Annotated in this window: 20 protein-coding genes; 6 read left to right on the forward strand and 14 right to left on the reverse strand. The window is 68.6% G+C overall.

Going from position 1 to position 18,888, the window contains the following annotated elements:
• The first annotated feature begins 126 nt into the window (after nt 1-126).
• The 4 genes from fliK to mog are packed head-to-tail and all read left to right on the forward strand — an operon-like array spanning nt 127 to nt 3,749.
• A complete protein-coding gene (gene fliK, locus ACFPN9_RS00715; RefSeq protein WP_066722116.1) occupies nt 127-1,716 on the forward strand; it encodes a flagellar hook-length control protein FliK in 1,590 nt (529 codons plus the stop codon).
• Nucleotides 1,713-2,006: an EscU/YscU/HrcU family type III secretion system export apparatus switch protein gene (locus ACFPN9_RS00720; protein ID WP_066722114.1), complete on the forward strand. Its 294-nt coding sequence runs from the start codon at nt 1,713-1,715 to the stop codon at nt 2,004-2,006. Before fliK ends, ACFPN9_RS00720 begins: the two co-directional genes overlap by 4 nt.
• Nucleotides 2,003-3,154, forward strand: coding sequence for a GNAT family N-acetyltransferase (locus tag ACFPN9_RS00725; protein ID WP_066722112.1), 1,152 nt, complete (start codon nt 2,003-2,005; stop codon nt 3,152-3,154). The genes ACFPN9_RS00720 and ACFPN9_RS00725 overlap by 4 nt, the downstream gene beginning before the upstream one ends.
• A gap of 49 nt (nt 3,155-3,203) precedes the next feature.
• The gene (gene mog / locus ACFPN9_RS00730) at nt 3,204-3,749 is read left to right on the forward strand and encodes a molybdopterin adenylyltransferase (protein ID WP_066722110.1); all 546 of its coding nucleotides are present in this window, start codon (nt 3,204-3,206) and stop codon (nt 3,747-3,749) included.
• A 21-nt stretch (nt 3,750-3,770) separates the two neighbouring features.
• Here the strand turns inward: mog and ACFPN9_RS00735 are convergent, their stop codons facing one another.
• The 14 genes from ACFPN9_RS00735 to ACFPN9_RS00800 form a co-directional block, all read right to left on the reverse strand.
• On the reverse strand, nt 3,771-4,412 hold the full coding sequence (locus ACFPN9_RS00735; RefSeq protein ID WP_066722108.1) for a flavin reductase family protein: 642 nt from the start codon (nt 4,410-4,412) through the stop codon (nt 3,771-3,773).
• A 4-nt stretch (nt 4,413-4,416) separates the two neighbouring features.
• Nucleotides 4,417-5,346, reverse strand: coding sequence for an N-carbamoyl-D-amino-acid hydrolase (locus tag ACFPN9_RS00740; RefSeq protein WP_066722106.1), 930 nt, complete (start codon nt 5,344-5,346; stop codon nt 4,417-4,419).
• Nucleotides 5,347-5,449: 103 nt separating this feature from the next.
• Nucleotides 5,450-6,019, reverse strand: coding sequence for a glutathione peroxidase (locus ACFPN9_RS00745; RefSeq protein ID WP_066722104.1), 570 nt, complete (start codon nt 6,017-6,019; stop codon nt 5,450-5,452).
• A gap of 170 nt (nt 6,020-6,189) precedes the next feature.
• Nucleotides 6,190-6,579 carry a response regulator gene (locus ACFPN9_RS00750; RefSeq protein ID WP_066722099.1) on the reverse strand — a complete coding sequence of 130 codons (390 nt, stop codon included), beginning with the start codon at nt 6,577-6,579 and terminating at the stop codon, nt 6,190-6,192.
• A 10-nt stretch (nt 6,580-6,589) separates the two neighbouring features.
• Nucleotides 6,590-7,681: a chemotaxis-specific protein-glutamate methyltransferase CheB gene (cheB, locus tag ACFPN9_RS00755; RefSeq protein ID WP_066722097.1), complete on the reverse strand. Its 1,092-nt coding sequence runs from the start codon at nt 7,679-7,681 to the stop codon at nt 6,590-6,592.
• Nucleotides 7,681-8,274, reverse strand: a complete 594-nt coding sequence (locus ACFPN9_RS00760; protein WP_066722095.1) for a hypothetical protein — start codon at nt 8,272-8,274, stop codon at nt 7,681-7,683. The genes cheB and ACFPN9_RS00760 overlap by 1 nt, the downstream gene beginning before the upstream one ends.
• On the reverse strand, nt 8,271-9,134 hold the full coding sequence (locus ACFPN9_RS00765) for a CheR family methyltransferase (protein ID WP_066722093.1): 864 nt from the start codon (nt 9,132-9,134) through the stop codon (nt 8,271-8,273). The genes ACFPN9_RS00760 and ACFPN9_RS00765 overlap by 4 nt, the downstream gene beginning before the upstream one ends.
• A gap of 4 nt (nt 9,135-9,138) precedes the next feature.
• The gene (locus ACFPN9_RS00770; protein ID WP_066722091.1) at nt 9,139-11,061 is read right to left on the reverse strand and encodes a methyl-accepting chemotaxis protein; all 1,923 of its coding nucleotides are present in this window, start codon (nt 11,059-11,061) and stop codon (nt 9,139-9,141) included.
• Nucleotides 11,062-11,132: 71 nt separating this feature from the next.
• Entirely contained in the window at nt 11,133-11,651 is a 519-nt protein-coding gene (locus ACFPN9_RS00775; RefSeq protein WP_066722089.1) for a chemotaxis protein CheW, read from the reverse strand.
• Nucleotides 11,648-13,936, reverse strand: coding sequence for a chemotaxis protein CheA (locus tag ACFPN9_RS00780; RefSeq protein WP_066735058.1), 2,289 nt, complete (start codon nt 13,934-13,936; stop codon nt 11,648-11,650). The genes ACFPN9_RS00775 and ACFPN9_RS00780 overlap by 4 nt, the downstream gene beginning before the upstream one ends.
• Nucleotides 13,937-13,945: 9 nt before the next feature.
• Nucleotides 13,946-14,305, reverse strand: coding sequence for a response regulator (locus ACFPN9_RS00785; protein WP_066722085.1), 360 nt, complete (start codon nt 14,303-14,305; stop codon nt 13,946-13,948).
• 5 nt (nt 14,306-14,310) lie between these two features.
• Entirely contained in the window at nt 14,311-14,592 is a 282-nt protein-coding gene (locus ACFPN9_RS00790; protein WP_066722083.1) for an STAS domain-containing protein, read from the reverse strand.
• 161 nt (nt 14,593-14,753) lie between these two features.
• Entirely contained in the window at nt 14,754-15,221 is a 468-nt protein-coding gene (locus ACFPN9_RS00795) for a response regulator (protein WP_066722081.1), read from the reverse strand.
• A 68-nt stretch (nt 15,222-15,289) separates the two neighbouring features.
• Nucleotides 15,290-16,744, reverse strand: a complete 1,455-nt coding sequence (locus ACFPN9_RS00800) for a methyl-accepting chemotaxis protein (RefSeq protein ID WP_066722079.1) — start codon at nt 16,742-16,744, stop codon at nt 15,290-15,292.
• Nucleotides 16,745-16,986: 242 nt separating this feature from the next.
• Between ACFPN9_RS00800 and ACFPN9_RS00805 the strand changes: the two genes are divergently transcribed.
• Nucleotides 16,987-17,733, forward strand: coding sequence for a superoxide dismutase (locus tag ACFPN9_RS00805; RefSeq protein WP_066722077.1), 747 nt, complete (start codon nt 16,987-16,989; stop codon nt 17,731-17,733).
• A gap of 144 nt (nt 17,734-17,877) precedes the next feature.
• Nucleotides 17,878-18,870 carry an iron exporter MbfA gene (gene mbfA / locus ACFPN9_RS00810; protein ID WP_066722075.1) on the forward strand — a complete coding sequence of 331 codons (993 nt, stop codon included), beginning with the start codon at nt 17,878-17,880 and terminating at the stop codon, nt 18,868-18,870.
• The last annotated feature ends 18 nt before the right edge of the window (nt 18,871-18,888 follow it).

The following is an 18,888-nucleotide window of genomic DNA, read 5'->3' on the forward strand; positions in this document are numbered from 1 at the left end:
TGCGTGCAGCCGCGCCCTGCAAGGCACGCGAGCGCAAGCCCGACGGCAGCGGAAGCCCCCGGCCAAGTGCAAGGAAATGCTTAACCTTTCGTGCCACGCTCGCGCTCGACCCGATGGCCGGAGCCGATGAACCTCGCCACCCTCGCCCAGAGCCAGTCGCTGGCCACGCTGCTGCAGGCGCTCGCGCCCGCCTCCGGCCTCGTCGCGGGTCGGACGGTGGAGGCGCGGCTGCTCGCGCTGGCGGGCGACGGCACGGCGACCGCCCAGCTCGGCCAGGAGACCTTCTCGCTCGTCCTCTCCGGCCCGGTCGCCAGGCAGGCCACTCTGCAGCCCGGTGCGACGCTCGTCCTGAGGTTCGACCCGGCGCCGCCGAACGGCCGCACCCCTGCCGCCCTGCAGGCGACGCTGGTGGAGGTCCGTCCGCCTCCCGCCGCCGGCCCGCAAAGCGCTCCGACAGCCCTTCCGGCCGTCCATGGCGAGACGCAGTCAGGAGCGCCCCCTTCTCTCTCCGCGCCCTCGCCCGCCCCGCAGCCGGCCCCCGGCACATCGCAGGCACCGCCGAGCCTGAGCGTGCCCGCATCCGGCAGTAACCAGCCTGCAACCGCAGCGGCGACACTTGCGGGCCCTGCGGCTTCGGTTGCACCCCAAGGCCTGTCCGCTCGATCCGCTCCCGTGGCGGCGACCACGGCGTCGCCCCTCGCCGACCCACCTGCAACACTGCAGGCCGCATCTCCTCGTGCCCAGGCCGGGCCGCTGCTCGGCCCGGCGCTGGCGGGCCAGGACAGCCTCGCGCCGCTTCTCGCCAATATGCGCGCCTTGTCCGCCGGCAACGTCGCCCTTGCCTTGCCACGCCCGGTCCTGACCCTGGTCGAGCGCGTCCTCGCGCAGGCGCTGCCGATCGATCGCCGCCCCGTCACGGCGCCGGCGCTGAAGGCCGCGGTTCAGGGCTCGGGCCTCTTTCTCGAGGCGCGGCAGGCGCAGGGCCGTCCCCCGCCGCCACAGGGCGACCTCAAGACCAATCTCCAGACTCTGCGCGACAGTCTCGCTCCGCTGGTGCAGGCGCTGTCACCGCCCGAGACCGCACTCCCTGCCAAGACGGGCAGGGCGCTGCCGGCCGATCTCCTGCCCGTGCCGACGGGCGAGCCCCCGGCAAAGCCGCCGCCACCGCGCCGCGACGGCCCGCTCATCCCGCCTCCGCTCGCCGAAGCGAGCCTCGGCGGGGGCGACACGCCCCTGAACGTCGTCCGCACGCTGCTGGAGCAGACCGAGTCGGCGCTGGATCGGATCACCCTGTCCCAATACGCCTCGCTGCCCGCGGAAGGGCCGCGCGCCGAGGCTGCGCAGCCGCAGCGCTGGCTGACCGAACTGCCGGTCGCGCTTCAGCAGGGCACAACGATGCTGCCACTCCAGATCGAGAGGGAGCCGCCGCGCCGGGAGACGGACGCTGCCGCAGGACCGCTCTGGCGGGTCCGCTTCGCGCTCGATGTCGAGCCGCTCGGGCCGCTCCAGGGCATCGTCACGCTGCAGGGCCGCAGCGTCGGCATCACGCTCTGGGCCGAGCGCGAGGATACCAGCCGCGTGCTGCGCGGCGCCGCGCCTGGGCTTGAGGCCGCGCTCGTCGAGGCGCGCTTCGAGAACCGCGCCATCGACATCCACACCGGCCAGCCACGGATCGCCCAGCCCACCGCCGGGCAGTTTCTGGATCGCCTGTCATGACGATACCCCCCCGCCCGCGGATCGCGGTGGCTCTCGAATATGACGGCGAGAGCGCGCCGCGCGTCACGGCCAAGGGCCGAGGCGAGCTGGCCGAGCGCATCGTCGAGACCGGGCGCGCCCATGGCGTCGCGGTGGAGGAAAATGCGGTTCTGGCCCAGGCGCTTTCGGCGGTCGAACTCGACGACCAGATCCCGGAAGAGCTTTACCGGGCCACGGCGCAGGTCATCGCCTTCGTGCTCTCGCTGCGTGGCGAACTCGGCCGGCCCCGGCGCGAGGGCGGCTCGGTTTGACCTCCGGCATCGTCGTCAGGCGCATCGGCGCGGCCGATTATCCCGCCTATGCGGCGGCCTTCGCCGCGTTGGCCGCCCGCTCGCGCGAACCCAACCCGCATATGTCGCCGGCGGCGATCGCGGCCGCCCGCGTCGTCGTGCCGGAGGACCGCATCGTCATTCTCGCGGCCTGGCTCAGCGAGGCGCTGGGCTCCGAGCGACTGACCGGCCTTTGGGTGCTGCGCCGCCAGCGCGACTGGCGCACCGGCTTCGCCCCCGCTCTGACGGCACCGCTGCTGCCGCTCTACGAGGTCTCATCCCTCCCCGTCCTCGACGCCGACCATGGCGAGGACGCCATGCAGGCGATGCTGCGGCATGTCCTGGCGGCGACCGACCTGCCCCGGACCCTGGCCCTGCCATTGCTGCCGCTGCAAGGCTTCGGCTTCGCGGCCTTGCAGGAGGCCTGCCGCGTCACGGGCAGCCGCCTCTCGACCAGCGAGCGCTGGCAGCGCCCGATGATGCTGCCGCAAGCCGGCGACGACGCCGAGCGCTATCTGCGCCGGGCTCTGGGCCAGAGCTACAAGAAGCGAATGCAGCAGTACCGCGCTGTCGGGAAACACGGCGTGCTGGCCTTCCGACGGCTGCGCGGTGTGGAGGCGCGCGAGGCGCTGCCGCAGTTTCTGGCGCTGGAGGCCGCAGGCTGGAAGGGCGCAGCCGGAACGGCAATCGCGAGGCTGCCGCAGGCGCAGGCCTATTTCGACAGCCTGGCCGCGCAGTTCGCCGCCACCGACGCACTCCAGCTCGACATACTGCTGCTCGACGGGCAGCCGCTGGCGATGGGCCTTCTGATCGAGAGTGCCGGCACCCGGCATTTCCTGAAGATCGCCTATGACGAGACGCAGGCGCGCCATTCCCCCGGACGGGCCCTGACGATCGCGATGCTGCAGGCGGATTTCGCCGGCACGCCGCCCGCCGTCTTCGACAGCGGTGCGGGCGACGGGGTCGATGCCGGCACCTATGTCTGGGGCGAGCGCCGGGAGATGGGCAATGCCCTGATCCGGCTGGGCGAGCCAGAGCCGGGCCTGCCGGAGGGTGCAGCCCGCCTGCGCCAGGGCTTGCGCGCGCTTCGCACTCAGCTGCAGCGGAAGCGGGCGAAAACGGTAGCGTGAGGCATCGCGATCGGCCACATCTGCGCCCGACAGCAGTGGAGGGCAGGACATGGACGTCGGCATAAGAATCGGCATCGTCACGGTTTCGGACCGCGCCTCGGCCGGGATCTACAAGGACGAGGGTGGCCCCGCCATCCGGGCCTATTTCGAGAAGGCGCTGACCTCGCCCTGGGCGCCGGTCGCCCGCGTTATCCCCGACGACCGCGCCCTGATCGCGCAGACCCTGATCGAGCTGGCGGACAGCGAGGGCTGCTGCCTGATCGTCACCACCGGCGGGACCGGCCCTGCCCCGCGCGACGTCACGCCGGAAGCGACCGAGGATGTCGTCGAGAAGCCGATGCCCGGCTTCGGCGAATTGATGCGGCAGGTCAGTCTCGCCAAGGTGCCGACCGCGATCCTCTCGCGGCAGACCGCCGGCATTCGCGGCCGCAGCCTGATCGTCAATCTCCCCGGCCGTCCGCGCGCCATCGCGGAATGCCTCGATGCGGTCATGCCGGCGATCCCCTACTGCATCGACCTGATCGAGGGCCCCTACCTGGAGACCGACCCGGCGGTGATCGTCGCCTTCCGGCCGGGTCAGAAACCGAAAGCCTGACAGCCTCCCGCGAAGACGGGCTCAACCCTGGCGCTGCGCCAGCCACTCCGCATAGGTGCCGCGCGTCAGGTCGAAGCGGTCGTTCTGGCGCGCATAGCCGTCGCCGAACATCCGCCCGACGGGCTTGTAATCGTCCAGGCTGACGCGCAGCGTCGCGGGATCGACGAGGCCGTCGCGGGCATGGATGCGGACGACCTCGCCGATCAGCATCTCGCGCGTCGGCGAGAACACCAGCGACATCGTCTTGCGGCATTCGAGCGCGAAGGGCGCTTCCGCGATATGCGGCACGCCGACCGAGACGCCGGGCTTCAGCGACAGACCCGCCGCATCGATCTCGCTGATCTCGGGCGGGAAATCGACCGCGCAGATGTTCATCGCCTCGGCCATCCCCTCATCGACGAGGTTGACGACGAATTCCCCCGCCCCGGCGATGTTGCGGGTCGTGTCTTTCGGATTGTTGCCCGGCCGGTGCTGCAGCCCGAGCACGATCAGCGCCGGGTCCTCCGAGAAGACGTTGAAGAAGCTGAAGGGCGCGGCATTCACCACGCCGTCCGGCGACAGACTGGTGACGAGCGCGATCGGGCGCGGCGTCACGCTGGCGCAGAGCAGCTTGTAGCGATCGCGCGGGGCGAGTTCGGAAAAGGCGACGGTGAAGGCGCTCATCGGTTCACTCCGGCTCGACCACGCCGACCTGGCCGGTGATCGGCCCGTAATGCTCGATCCGCCGGTGCATCTTGAAGTCGAAGATCGTCTGCTTGCCGAAGCGGGTATCGTCGAGATCGCAGGCGTGGACGATCACCCCGTCGGCCTCGCCTTCCAGCTCGGCGACGATCTCGCCGTCGGGGTTCACGATCAGCGTGCCCCCCATCAGATGGTGGCCGTCCTCGCTGCCGGCCTTGGCGACCGCCACGACCCAGCAGGAATTCTGGTAGGCGCCCGCCTGCACCGACAGGCGATGGTGGAACAGGCGCTGCGCCATCCCCTCCTTCGCCTTGTGGCCGTTGACCGAGGGCGTGTTGAAGCCGAGGACGATCATCTCGACGCCCTGCAGCCCCATCACGCGATAGGTCTCGGGCCAGCGCCGGTCGTTGCAGATGCACATGCCCATCAGTCCGCCCATAGTCCGCCAGACCGGGAAGCCGAGATCGCCGGGCTCGAAATAGCGCTTCTCGAGATGCTGATGCGCCCGCGTCGGATCGTACTCGACATGGCCCGGCAGATGGATCTTGCGGTACTTGCCGACGATGGTGCCGCTCTTGTCGACCAGGATCGAGCTGTTGAAATGCCGTCCTTCGGGCGTCAGCTCGGCATAGCCGAAGCTCATGCCCATGCCATGCGCGCGAGCGCGGTCGAACAGCGGTTGTACCGCCGGGTTGGGCATCGCCGCCTCGAACCAGGCATCGGCCTCGGCACGGTCCTCATGGTACCAGCGCGGGAAGAAGGTCGTCAGCGCGAGTTCCGGATAGACGATGAGGTCAGCGCCCTTGGCCTTCGCCTCGTCCATCAGCGCGAGCATGCGCGCCACGACCTGCTCCCGCGTCTCGGCCTTCTGGATCGGCCCGAGCTGGGCGGCGGCGACGGTCACGATGCGGGACATGGAAAACCTCGGCGGCAGGCGGGGGCGACGACGCGGCTTAGCGAAATCGGTGCCAGCCGCCTATCCCGCTCCCATGTCCGCCGCGCTCGTCCCGTCTGCGTCGTCAGCCTGCCTGGAGCTCCTGGCCGATCGCGCGCACCAGCTGCGGCCCGATCGGATCGGTGATCGAGGAATAGCCGCCGAGCAGCTCGCCGGAGCGGCCGATCAGGTATTTGTGGAAGTTCCAGCGCGGCGTTTCGCTCGGGCGCTGGGCCGCGGCCCAGCGATAGAAGGGATGGGCGTCGGGCCCCCTCACCACGCTCTTCTCGGCGAAGGCATAGGTCGCCCCGTGAGTCTGGCGGGCGGCCTCGGCAATGGCGGCACCCTCCAACGGCTCCTGCCCGCCGAAATCATTGCTCGGCACGGCGATCAGCATCAGGCCGCGGGCGCGATAGCGCTGCCAGAGCTGTTCCAGCGAGGCGAACTGCCCGGCGAAGCCGCAATTCGTCGCGGTGTTGACGATCAGCACCGGTCGGCCACGGTAATCCGCCAGCGGCATCCGGCCGCCGCCGGCGCGCGTGAAGGTGAAGGAGGAGGCCGTGGTTGTCGCCTGGGCCGCGACGCCGCCCGCCGTTGCCGGCAGGGCACAAGCTCCCGCCAGCCACCCCAGAACCTCTCGACGCCGCAAGGTCATGACATGATCCCTCCTGGCTGGCGGGCGGCATTACACCACCCGGCGTTGCAGATCATGCCCTATACGTCGCCCGGTCCAAAACGGATGTGCCCCGCGACCTTTCGGCCCGGGGCACGTTTCGTCTCGTTCGCAGACGAGCGGACGAAGCCGGAAGAACCGGCCGGCGCCGCTCAGTTGCTCAGCGACAGCACCTTCTTCACGCGGACCTCGAGGTCACGCAACTCATAGGGCTTCACCACGTAATGGTCGGCGCCGTTTGAGGTCGCCTCGTCCATCTTGTCGACCGAGCGCTCCGAGGTCGCCATGATGATCTTGATCTGGTTCAGCTCCGGCACGGAGCGGATGGCGCGCAGCAGATCGATGCCGCTCATGCCGTCCATGTTCCAGTCGAGCAGAAGCAGATCATAGCGCTTCGTCTGCATCTTCATCAGCGCTTCGCGCGCGTTCTCGGCCTCGTCGATGTCCTGAAACTCGATCTGCTTCAGGAAGTACGTCGCGAGGCCGCGCATGCTCTTCTGGTCGTCGACCACGAGGATCCTGTACTCGCTTCTCGCCTTCATCACGATCTCCTTACGCGGACCGCAGATGCGACCGCTCGCCGAGCAGGTTGCTCACCGCGGCCCCGATCTGGTCGAGGGCCACAACCCGGTCGGCGGCACCGATCTCGAACGCCGCTTTCGGCATCCCGTTTACCACACAGGTTTCCCCACTTTGGATTAACGTCTCCGCGCCCGATTTGCGCATGGCTAACAAACCATCAGCGCCGTCTCGGCCCATGCCCGTCAGCAGGATGCCGATCGCATGCTGGCCGATGCTGCGCGCGACCGAGTGGAACATCACGTCGACCGAGGGCGAATGCCCGCTGACCAGCGGCCCCTCGCGCAGGGCGCAGACGAACTCGCCGCGCCGCTCCTCGATCTCGAGATGGCGCGGCCCGCCGGGCGCGACCACCGCCATGCCGGGCTTCAGCCGGTCCCCGTCGCTCGCTTCGCGCACGTCGAGCCCCGTGGCCGTGGCCAGGCGCGCGGCGAACTTCGCCGTATAGCCCGGCGGCATGTGCTGGACGACCGCGATCGGCAGGCGCAGATGCGCAAGATCGCGCATCACCACCTGCACCGCCGGCACGCCCCCGGTCGAGGCGCCGATGGCGATGAAGGAGGCCTTGCCCCCTGCCCTTACCGGCTCGCGCGGCGCCGCTACCCGGGCGGGCGCGCTCTCGCGCCGCGAGGCGAACATGCGGCGGCTGGCCGAGGCGCGCTGGAGCGCGCCCACCAGATGCTTCATGAAGCCCTCGAGCGTGTGCGTCGTGCCGTCCGGCTTCTCGATGAAGTCGATCGCGCCGAGTTCGAGCGCCTGAATCGTGTTGTCGGCGCCGGGCCCGCCGAAAGCCGAGACGATCAGCACCGGCAGCGGATCCTGCTTGAGCACGCGCGCCAGCAGCTTGAGGCCGTGCCGGCCGGGCAGCTCGAGATCGAGCGTCACGACGTCGGGACGAAGCTCCTGGATCTTGTCCCAGCCCTCTTCGGCACTGCCGGCGATGCCGATCACCTTGAAGCCGGGCGCGCCGTCGATGATCTGCGTCATCAGCTTCTGCATCAGGACGGAATCGTCCACGACCAGAACCTTGACCGGACTGCCGGCGGAAGGGGTCATGCCCGTCATCACCAGACCTCCACTTCACCCGCCACGGGCTGCGTCTTGAGCCGGTTGAGATACGCGACTTCCTGCTGGTGCTCAGGATCACGCGCCGTCGACTGGACGTGCTGGACCCAGGCCCGCCCCGTCGAGGGCTGGTAGTGGATGCGCCGCGAGCGCGTCCCGCCGACATCCTTCGAGACGACCGGGATGCCCTCGCGATTGAGGAACTCGGTCACGAAGGCGATGTTGCCGTCGCCGATCGCCAGCATCGTCGCTCCGGAGAGAACGCGGGCACCGCCGAAGACCTTGGCCTCCAGATTGCCTCGCCTGGCGCCGCGCTTCAACAGCCCGTTGATCAGGACCTCCATCGCCGTGTCGCCATAGCGCTCGCCGGCGCTGGCGTCGGAGGCGCCGTTGTTCTTCGGCAGCAGGAAGTGGTTGAGGCCACCCACCCCGGCCTGCGGATCGCGCATGCAGACCGAGACGCAGGAACCCAGCACCGTCGCCACGATCTCGTCCTTGGCGGCGGTGATTTCATGCTCGCCCGGCGCGACCGTGATGATGGTCGCCTCGAAGCGCGGATCGAAATAGCGGCGGGAGGAACGCGCGACGCTCATGGCAGTCTCTCATAGATCGTGCGGCCGATCAGCCGGAGTTGAGGGTGGGGCTGGGGCAGCGATTCGGAATGGCCGAGATAGAGAAACCCGCCCGGCGCGAGCAGCGTGACGAAGCGATCGAGGATGGAGGCCTTGGTCTGCGTGTCGAAATAAATGAAGACGTTGCGGCAGAAGATCACGTCGAAGGGGCCGCTCATCGGCCAGCGTTCGATCAGGTTCAGCCGCTTGAACGCGATCATCCGGCGCAGATCCTCGCTGATGCGCGCCTCGCCGCGGCTGGAGTTCTCCAGCTTGAGCAGCGGCTTCACATCGGAGGGCAGCCGGTCGAACTGGTCCGGCGAATAGACCGCGGCCTCGGCCTTGGCCAGGATGTCGGTGTCGATGTCAGTCGCCAGGATCTTGAAGTCGACATCGCTGCGGTTGCCGAGCACGTCGCGCGAGACCGCGGCGATGCTGTAGGGCTCCTCGCCGGAGGACGCCGCCGAGCACCAGATCCGGATGCGGCCCCGACGTCCGCTGCGCTCCTGCACCAGCCGCGGCAGCACATCCTTGCGCAGATGGTCGAAATGGTGCCGCTCGCGGAAGAACGAGGTGTGGTTGGTCGTGACCGCGTTGATCAGCTCCGGGATTTCATCCGCCGCCTGCGGCGTCTTCAGATAGGCACAGTATTCCGCGACGGAGTGTAGGCCGAGCGCCTTGACGCGCCGGGCGAGGCGCCCGCGTGTCATCGCCTCCTTGTGCTCGCGGATGACGATGCCCGCATGCTCGTAGACGAGCTTGGAGATGAAGCCCATGTCGTCGCGCGTCAGCGTGACGTCGGTCAGTTGCGGTTGAGCCAGCGCGGCACTGGATCTCGACATGGAACTAGAACTCCGCCCAGTCATCGGCGCGTCCGCCGCCGGCGACACGCCGGCGTGGCTCCTGCCAGGTTTTCGTCGCCGGCTCCTGCCGGCGCGTTTCGTGTGTTTTCGCGGCCGGTCGGACCGGCGCCGCCGGCCTCGCCACCCGCGGCGTCTCCACCGGAGCCCGCGCAGCGACGGCCACGGGCTGCGGCACCGGCGCGCCGTCCGCGCGGAAGAACGAAACCAGACGCCGCAGCGTCGCGATCTCGCTCATCAGCTCGGTCGCCGAGGTGGCGCTCTGCTCGGCCAAGGCCGAATTCTGCTGCGTCGTCTCGTCCATCTGGGCGACGGCGCGGCTCATCTCCTCGATGCCGTGGGCCTGCTCGGCCGCGGCCTGCGAGATCTCGACGATCGTGGCCGAGACCTTGCCGGTCGCCGTGACGATCCGCTCCAGCGCCTCGCCGGTCGAGCGCACGAAGCGAACGCCCTCCCCGACCTGTTCGTTCGAGCTGACGATCAGCCCCTTGATGTCCTTGGCGGCCTGGCCCGAACGCTGGGCGAGTGCTCGCACCTCCGAGGCGACCACCGCGAAGCCGCGCCCGGCATCGCCCGCGCGGGCAGCCTCGACAGCCGCGTTGAGCGCCAGCAGATTGGTCTGGAAGGCGATGTCGTCGATCACCGAGACGATCTCGGAGATCCGCTCCGAGGAGCTCTCGATCCGCTCGATCGCGCCCACGGCCTGGGACACGACGTCCTTGCCGTCCTGCGCGACGCCCATCGCCTCGTTGGCGAGGTCGGTCGCCTCGCGCGAGCGCCCGGCGCTGTGCTTCACCGACGCGGCGAGCTGCTCGGTGGTGGCGGCGGTTTCCTCGAGATTGGCGGCGGTCTGCTCGGTCCGCTCCGCGAGGTCGCCGGCACCGCTGTCGATCTCGGCAGCCGCGCGGGCGACATGGCCGGCCGTGCCCTGGATCGTGGCGACGGTTTCTTCGAGATGCGCCAAAGCGGCATTCAGGTCCGATTTCAGCTCGGCGAGGCGGCCGCGATAGTTGCCGTTCATGCGACGGGTCAGATCGCCCTCCGCCAGTCCGCCGACGACGGCGGCAAACTCGCCGACCGCGCTTTCGACCACGGCGTTGATCTCGTTCATGCCCTCTGCGATGCGCTGCAAGGCGTCGGACTTCCCCGCGAGCGGCACCCGGCGCGAGAAATCGCCTTCAACCGCCGCTGCAACGATCTCGGCCACTTCCGCAGCGGCGGTCAGCTCATCGGTTGTCTCGTCCCATTCGACGGCGGTGCCGAGGCGGTGCCCATCGGCCCGGTTCACCGGCGTCAGCGACAGCGACACCGTGCGGCGCCCGAGCGTGAAGCGGATCGGCGGCTGCGTCCCGGTCTGGAATCCCGCGCGCGCCTGCACGCTCTCCATCACGCGGCCGAGCATGTCCTTCGCCGAACAGCCCGGAAAGGCGAGGCGGAAATCCTCCTGCGCCTCGCCGAAGAAGCGCAACAGCGCGGCGTTAACGTAGACGACGCGGCCTTCGCCATCGCAAACCATCATGCTGGTGCGGCAGCCGTCGAGCGCGGCGCGCAGACGGGCGGATTCATCTCCCGCATCCTGAAGCGCCTGCAGCTGGCGGGCGAGATCGCCGATGGCGTCGGCTCGGTCGAGATAGGGAGCTGGAACGTTTTCACCGGCGGCGCTGCGCAGAACGGCCTCGCGCAAGCTCCGGATCGGATGGTGTATACGACGGGAAACGGCCCAGCTGGACGCAACGATAGCGCCGAGCCCAGCAACGCCGAGCCCGATCAGCGAAACGGCGTCGAGATGGCCGAGGGCAGCCTGATAACCGAGACCCCCGGCCGCGCCGCCGGCCAGGAGCGCGGCGGCGGCGACGAGGAGCGGGGTCTCGAAACCCGTTCGCGTGGATGGACCGAGGGCGCTGCCCATTGATTCTGTCGTTTCTTGTTCGGCCCGCGCTTCCTGCAACGCCACTCCTCGGGCCCGTCTTTGCTTGAGGTTCAGCTTGCGCGGGCGACCTTCGCCACCTGCTGACCCTCGGCGCCACCGTCGCGGATCACCGCCGCGAGGTCGAGCAGCGCGACGATGTCGGTGTCGAGCAGCACGAGCCCTTCGATCAGGCCGTGCTCGTCACGCTCCAGATCCGGCGCCGGGCGAACCGCGCTGACCGGCACGTCGACGATATCCGACACCGAGTCGACCAGCAGGCCGGCGACCTTGTCCTCGACATCGACGACGACGATCACATGGGTCGCGGTGGCGTTGGTGGTGCCGAGGCCGATCGAGGTACGCAGGTCGTAGACCGCCAGGATCACGCCGCGCAGGTTCAGCACGCCGCGGACATGCGGAGCCGCATGCGGCAGCGGGGTCGTGGCCTGCCAGCCCTTGATCTCGCGGACCATTCCGACATCGATCCCGAAGGTGCGATCGCCGACCTTGAAGGTCACGATCCGGCGCGCCGCGGATTCCGGCTGCGCCGACGAGAAGTGCTTTTCGCCGAGTTGCAGGGTCATGGTCATCCAGCCAGTTTCAGTTCGGTTGCGGGGTTGCGCTCGCCGGAGGCGGCGAGGCGGAGCATGGAGTCGACGTCGAGGATGAGGGCGACGAGGCCGTCACCCAGGATGGTCGCGGCGGAAGCGCCGTGGACCGTGCCGTAATTGCCTTCGAGGCTCTTCACGACGACCTGCTGCTGGCCGACGATCTCGTCGACCGCGATGCCGACATTGTCGCCGCGTTCGGTCTCGGCGATGATGATGATGTTCTCGTTGCGCGTGCCGGACGAGCCCATCACGGCGCCGAGGCGGTGCAGCGGAGTGATCTCGCCGCGCCAGCGCAGCACCTCCTGGCCGAAGGTGAGATGCTCGATCGGCGTCGAGGCCAGGTGCTGCGTCTCGATCACGCTTGCGATCGGGATGACGTAGCGGTCCGAGCCGCAGCGGATGACCATGCCCTCGAGCACGGCCAGCGTCAGCGGCAGGGCGAGGGTGAACTTGCAGCCCCGACCCGGCTCGGAATCGACGCTGATGCGGCCACCGAGCGATTCCACGTTCCGGCGCACCACGTCCATGCCGACGCCGCGGCCCGAGACGTCGCTGATGACCTCGGCGGTGGAGAGGCCGGCGGCGAAGATCAGCTGGTCGATCTCCTCCGGCGCGAGCTTCTCGTCGGCACCGACCAGGCCACGCGAGCGGGCCTTGGCGAGCAGCTTGTCGCGGCCGATGCCGCGCCCGTCGTCGGTAACCGAGATGACGATGCGCCCGGCGCGATGCTCGGCGATCAGCTTGATCGTGCCTTCCGGGCTCTTGCCGGCGGCGATGCGGTCTTCCGGCGTCTCCAGCCCGTGATCCATCGAGTTGCGGATCATATGGGTCAGCGGATCAGCCAATTCCTCGATGATCGTCTTGTCGACCTCGGTGTTCTCGCCCTCGAGCACGAGGCGCACTTCCTTGCCGAGCGTCTGGGCCAGTTCGCGGACGAGGCGCGGCATGCGCTGGAACACGGCCTTAACCGGCTGCGCGCGCACCGCCATGACGTGGTCCTGCAGCTCGCGGGTCTGGCGCGAGAGCGTCAGGATGCCTTCGGCGGTCTTGGCGTAGACGTCGTAGGGCAGCGAACGGACGCATTCGACGAGCATGGACTGAGTGATGACGATCTCACCCACCAGGTTCATCAGCTTGTCGATGCGGTCGAGATCGACGCGGACGCTGACGGCCTGACGCTGGCGCGCGGCTGCGGCGTCGTTGGCAGGCGCGCGGGCCGCAGGCTTGGGCGCGGCCGGTGCTTCGGCGGCGGGCTTCGCAGCCGGCGCGGGCGCAGCCGGCTGGATGTCGGGCTGCGCGGCCGCGGCCGTGGCCGGGCCGAGCTTGGCAAGGATGGCCGAGAGATCGGCCGCAACCGAGCCGGGAACCTCGCCGCTGGGTGCGGCGGGGGCGGCCTCGGCGGCCGGGGCCGGAGCGGCGGCTGCGGCGGAGGCCTCCGACAGAATCTCGATCTGGAATTCTTCGGTCGCCAGCGTGAAGTCGAAGCGGCTCGCGATCTCCTCGACCGAGAGCTCCGTCCTCATCGTCACGACGAAGCGCATGAAGCAGTCTGAGACGTCGATCGTCTCCAGGGCCGGGACATGGCTCAGATCGCAGGCGATCGAAACGATGTCATCGGCGGGCAGGGAGGCGAAGACGACGCGGGGCTCGATGACGCGGCGGAACAGGTCCGCCTCCGGCGAGATGCGCAGCACGACATCGCGGCCGGGCTTCTGCGAAGCGGCGGGAGCGTCGTCCCAGCCGGAGTCGGCAGGGGCCGCGGTCTTGGCCTCGACCATGGCGAGCAAATTGCCGAGCGCCGCGACGCCGGGCGGATCATCGCTCGCCGCGGTCGGGGCCGCGGGCGCGGCGGGCGCCGGAGCGGCGGCCTTCGGCGCCTCGCCGGGAGCCTTGCCGACCTGCTCGAGCGCTTCCAGCAGATCGGGGCGCGGCCGGGCCGGCTCGTCGTTGCGGGCGGCGGAGACGAGGTCCGCGACGGCATCGGAGCAGCGCAGGAACAGCGTGAAGGGCGCGTCCTCGATGGCGACGCGGCCCGACCTCAGATGGTCGAGCGAGGCCTCGAAGACATGCGCGAAGGAGACCAGTTCGGTGCAGCCGAAGGCGCCCGCGCCGCCCTTGATCGAGTGAATGGCGCGGAAGGCGGCATTGACATCCTCAGGGTCCGTCGAGCCTTCGTCCAGCGCCTGCAGGCGCGATTCGAGCGCCCCCAGGAGCTCTTCGCACTCCTGGAAGAAAGTCTGCTTGAGTTCGGCCAACGGATCCATGGACAGGCCTCAGTTCTGGTAGCGGGCGACGAGGCCGAGCAGGGTGTTGGGCTCGAACGGCTTGACCATCCAGGCGCTGGCGCCGGCGCGACGACCCTCCGCCTTGATCTCGGCGCCGTTTTCCGTGGTCAGCACGATGATCGGCGTGTTCTGGCCGGCCGGGCGGGCGCGGCAGGCACGGGTGAACTCGATGCCGTCCATGAGCGGCATGTTGAGATCGGTGATCACCAGGTCGGGCTTGAACTGGTCGAACTTCACCAAGCCTTCCTCACCGTTCTCCGCCTCGGCCACCTCGTGGCCGGCATTGCGCAGAGTCAGGCTGAGCAGACTGAGCAGGGTCTTGGTGTCGTCGATGGCGAGGATGCGCATTCAAATCACTCCAGAACGAGAGCGCTGTGAGCGGGATCGAAACCGATCGCCCGCAGGGATTCGCGGCACTCCGCGGAAGCTGCCCTCAGCGAGACGGACAGCCCCCGCGCCTTCGCGCTGGTCGCGGCGGAATGCAGCAGCTGGATCCACAGGCTGGGCAGCGGCCCGGCCTCGGCACATTCCACGGCGATGCTTTCCTTCTGCTCCAGCGCGACGAGCAACTGGTTGCGGAAGGTGGCCGCTTCGGAGCGGCCGAGGAAGGCGGGGAGCGATACGGTGATGACCATGTGACACGACCCAGGATTGCGCCAATCAGCATCGCGGCAGACTGGTAAAAATTTCCCTAACCACACGACGTAGCGTCAACTTTTTGGGCAGGGGGGTGTCCGGAGTGCCACAGCAGGGCGTTTGACGCTGCGTCAAGGGCAAGGGAATACTGCCGAATTTGTCAGAAGATGGCGTTGCTGATGGCGCGCGGGACGAGCGTGATGCTGCCATTCGCCTCGCGGTACTTGCGCGGGATGTTGATGATGCCCGAGAGATGGAGCCAGAGGTTGTTGGGCGAGATCGGCTTGGTGATGATCTCGTGCGCGCCGAGCTTTGCCGCCTGCACGACGGAGCGACGGTCCGGCTTCTCCATCATCACCAGCACCGGAGCCTTGGCGAAGGGCGAGGTCTTGAAGGAGCGAATCGCAGCCAGACATTTGGTGCTGCCATTATCCGGCAGGTCCCAGTCCAGGATCACGATGTTCGGCTGCTTCTGGATGAACATCGTCGCGGCGGAGGGGAGGTCCGATGCCTCGAAGATGCGATGCAGCTGCGCCTGGTAGAGCATCGTTCGCACGATGCGCCGGTAATGCGGGCTCGGATCGATCAGGAGCACCGACAGATTGGGAAAGGACGGCGCGATATGCATGACGCGGGGCCCGACAACTCACTCTACAACGACTGACGCAACAAAACCGGTCGGCTGGAAGGGCCTCGCTACACGTTCAGGCCGAAGCGGAACCCGCCCCAGTGCCGGCCCTTGACCATGATCGGCGCCGAGAGATCCTCCATCACCAGGAACTGGCCGCCACCCATGTCGCGGCGATAGGTCTGGAGCAGGAAGGGCTTGCGGTTGCGGGCCGCCGCCAGGCCGGTGCGGTCGTTGAAGATGCGCCGGTTGCGGCAATTGGCGTTGTTCCAGACCGGGTCCTGGCTCTGCGGATGCGCGTATTTCAGATTGTGCGTCGGCAGGAAGCCGTTGCGGTCCACCGCCGCGCAGAACACGATGCGCCGATTGGAGGCCAGCAGCGGCTCCTGGATCGGCGGCAAAATCCGGTCGCAGAGCTTCACGAACCGCGTCATGTGCTGCACCGGGTCGGTTCCCGGGATCGGCTGGTAGGCCTCGTCGAAGAGGTCCGCGGGCGTGACCTCGCCGCGGTCGAGGGCCTGCTCGAACAGCAGGCCGATCTGCGTGGCCGTCTCCATCGCCGTCGCGATCAGCTCCGATTGGGCGGTGCGAACGCCGGAGGCGGCGATCGCGCCGAGGATGCCCTCGCTGATCGACACCAGCGCCTCGGCCCGTTGCGAGGCCTTCTCGAGGTTCTCGCTGGAATGGTCGACGCCCTCCACGAGCGCCTTGAGATCCTCGCTCACCTTCGCAAAGGCGACGGCGTTATCGCGGGTCGGGTTCGAGATCGCGTCGATCTCGCCGATCAGTTCGACCACCGAGCGGCTGAAACTGTCCAACTCGCCGATCTGCAGGGAGATCGAGCGGCTTTCATGGCTCGCGCGCTGCGCCGTCTGGGCGTTCTCCTCGCTCTTGCTCGCGAGTGTATCGACCGACTTGACCAGCGCATCGAGCTGCTTGGCGCTGAGAGCGGTGGCGTCGCGCGTCTGCTCGGCAAGGTGCTTCACCGCAGCGGCGATGACCGCGAAGCCGCGTCCGGCGGCGCCGCTGCGAGCCGCCTCCACGCCGGCATTGATCGAGAGCAGCTGGATTTCGCGGGTAATGGCCTGGATGGCGTCGCTAGACGCCCGCACCTTGTGCGCGTCGGTTACGGCCTGCGACAGCGCCTCGGAGATCGACTGGGCGCCCTGCGACAGCGCCTCGATGTCCGACTGGGCCGAGTTCAAGCCCTGGCGCACCGCGCCGGTGACGCGCTCGAGCCCGTGACGCACGGCCGAAGCGGTGGTCTGGGCACCCTCTGCCGCCTGCTCGATCGCGCGGTTGGCGCGCGAAACCTGATCGACCGCCGTCACAACGCGGTGAAGGCCATGGGTCTGCCCGTCGAGCTGGCGCGTCACGTCGCTGATGCGGCCCGAGATATCGGTGATCTCGACGCCGAGCTTGGCGAAGCGCTCGGCGATGTCGCGGACGGCCCGCTCCGCCGCCGCCTCGGTCGGCATGTCCTCATTGGCCGGCTCAGGGGCGGTTCGCGCAAGCGCATGCATGGTAGGCGGGTCCTTTTCGGGCCTCGGCATTCCTACCGAACCCTAGCGAAACGCGGTAAACCGAGGGTTAACTCAACTTTTGGGCGTAGCTTCATGAGAGCGTCCCGCCCGACCCGCCCTGCAGCGACCGCGACCGGAGGAACCGCGCGGCCCGAGAATCCGTATATGCTCTGCATCCGCGCACGCGGCTCCGGCATAACGTTGGGGCAATCCGATACCGCGACCGCTCATGGAGGATCCCGATGAAGACCACCGCATCCCTGTCCCGCCGCTCGCTCCTCGGGATCGGCGCCGCCGCCCTCGCCGTGAGCGCCGCTCCCCGCGTCTGGGCACAGGCCGCCGCCCCGGCCGCGCCGGCTGGCCCCTTCTCCCTGCCCAAGCGCGCCTATGAGGCCGCGGCGCTCGAGCCGCATATCGACGCGATGACCATGGACATCCATTACACCCGCCACCACGCGGCCTTCGTCACAGCCCTCAACAACGCCGCCAAGGACCATGGCGTCCTCGCATCGAAGCCGATCAACGAACTTCTCGGCGACATCGGCTCGTTGCCGGAGGCGGTCCGCGTGCCGATCCGCAACGCCGGCGGCGGCCACGCCAATCACAGCATGTTCTGGGAGATCATGGGGCCTGGCGCCGGTGGCGCACCCACCGGCGACGTCGCCGCCGCAATCACCAAGGATCTCGGCGGATTCGACAAGTTCAAGGCCGATTTCGAGGCGGCGGGCCTGCGCGTCTTCGGCTCGGGCTGGGTCTTCGTCACGGTCGACAAGGCCGGCAAGCTGACGCTGGCGAGCAAGCCCAACCAGGACAGCCCGCTCATGGACAAGCAGATGGTCCTGCTCGGCAACGACGTCTGGGAACACGCCTATTACCTGAAGTACCAGAACCGCCGCGCCGACTACCTCAAGGGGTGGTGGAACGTCGTCAACTGGGCGAAGGTCAACGAGCGCTACGCCGCTGCCAAGGCCGGCAAGCTGACCGTCTGAGCGACCCAGTCTCGCGAACAGGATCGATACCCGGCCCATCGGCCGGGTATCGTCATTTTGGGCATGCCTGACGCCTGCCCTGCGCGCTTGCATCGACAGGCCAGCCGCCCTAATTTAGAACTATTCTAAATTATGAGGCGCTCGATGCTCTCTCGTTTTTCCCTTCCGGGTTTTGGCGGCAAGCGTCGCTTCGACGAACTCTCCGAGAAGGAGGTCCTCGCCCTGGCGATCGCCTCGGAGGAGGAGGATGGCCGCATCTACGCGATCTACGCCCAGAAGCTGCGGACGGCCTATCCGGCCTCGGCCGCGGTGTTCGACGGCATGGCGAGCGAGGAGGACGGCCACCGTCAGCGCCTGCTCGCGCTCTATCAGCAGCGCTTCGGCGACGTCGTCCTGCCGATCCGGCGCGAACATGTCGCGGATTTCTACACACGCAAGCCGGTCTGGCTGGTCGAGAACCTCGGCCTCGACCAGATCCGGGCCGAGGCCGAGGATATGGAGCGGCAGGCGCGCGACTTCTATGTCGCGGCTGCCGGCCGCTCGACCGATGTCGAAACGCGCAAGCTCCTCGGTACGCTGGCGGCGGCCGAAGCCGGGCATCAGGCCAAAGCCCAAGGCCTCACCGCCGAGCATCTCGGCGGGGATGTCCGCACCGACGAGGACCTCGCGGCCAAGCGCCAGTTCGTGCTGACCTGGGTCCAGCCGGGCCTGGCCGGGCTGATGGACGGCTCGGTCTCGACGCTGGCCCCGATCTTCGCCACCGCCTTCGCGACGCAGGACCCGCATACCACCTTCCTGATCGGCCTCTCGGCCTCGGTCGGTGCCGGCATCTCGATGGGCTTCACCGAGGCCGCCCATGACGATGGCAAGCTCTCGGGCCGCGGCGCGCCCTGGAAGCGGGGCCTCGCCTCGGGCGTGATGACCACGCTGGGCGGGCTCGGCCATGCCCTGCCCTATCTGATCCCGCATTTCTGGACGGCGACCACGGTGGCTCTGATCGTCGTCTTCATCGAGCTCTGGGCGATCGTCTGGATCCAGAACCGATACATGGAGACGCCCTTCCTGCGCGCCGCCTTCCAGATCGTGCTCGGCGGCGGGCTGGTGCTCGCGGCGGGCATCCTGATCGGCGGGTCCTAGTCGCCCGTCATGCTCGGG

The organism is Allobosea massiliensis, assembly GCF_042655245.1.
Classification (GTDB): Bacteria; Pseudomonadota; Alphaproteobacteria; order Rhizobiales; family Beijerinckiaceae; genus Allobosea; species Allobosea massiliensis.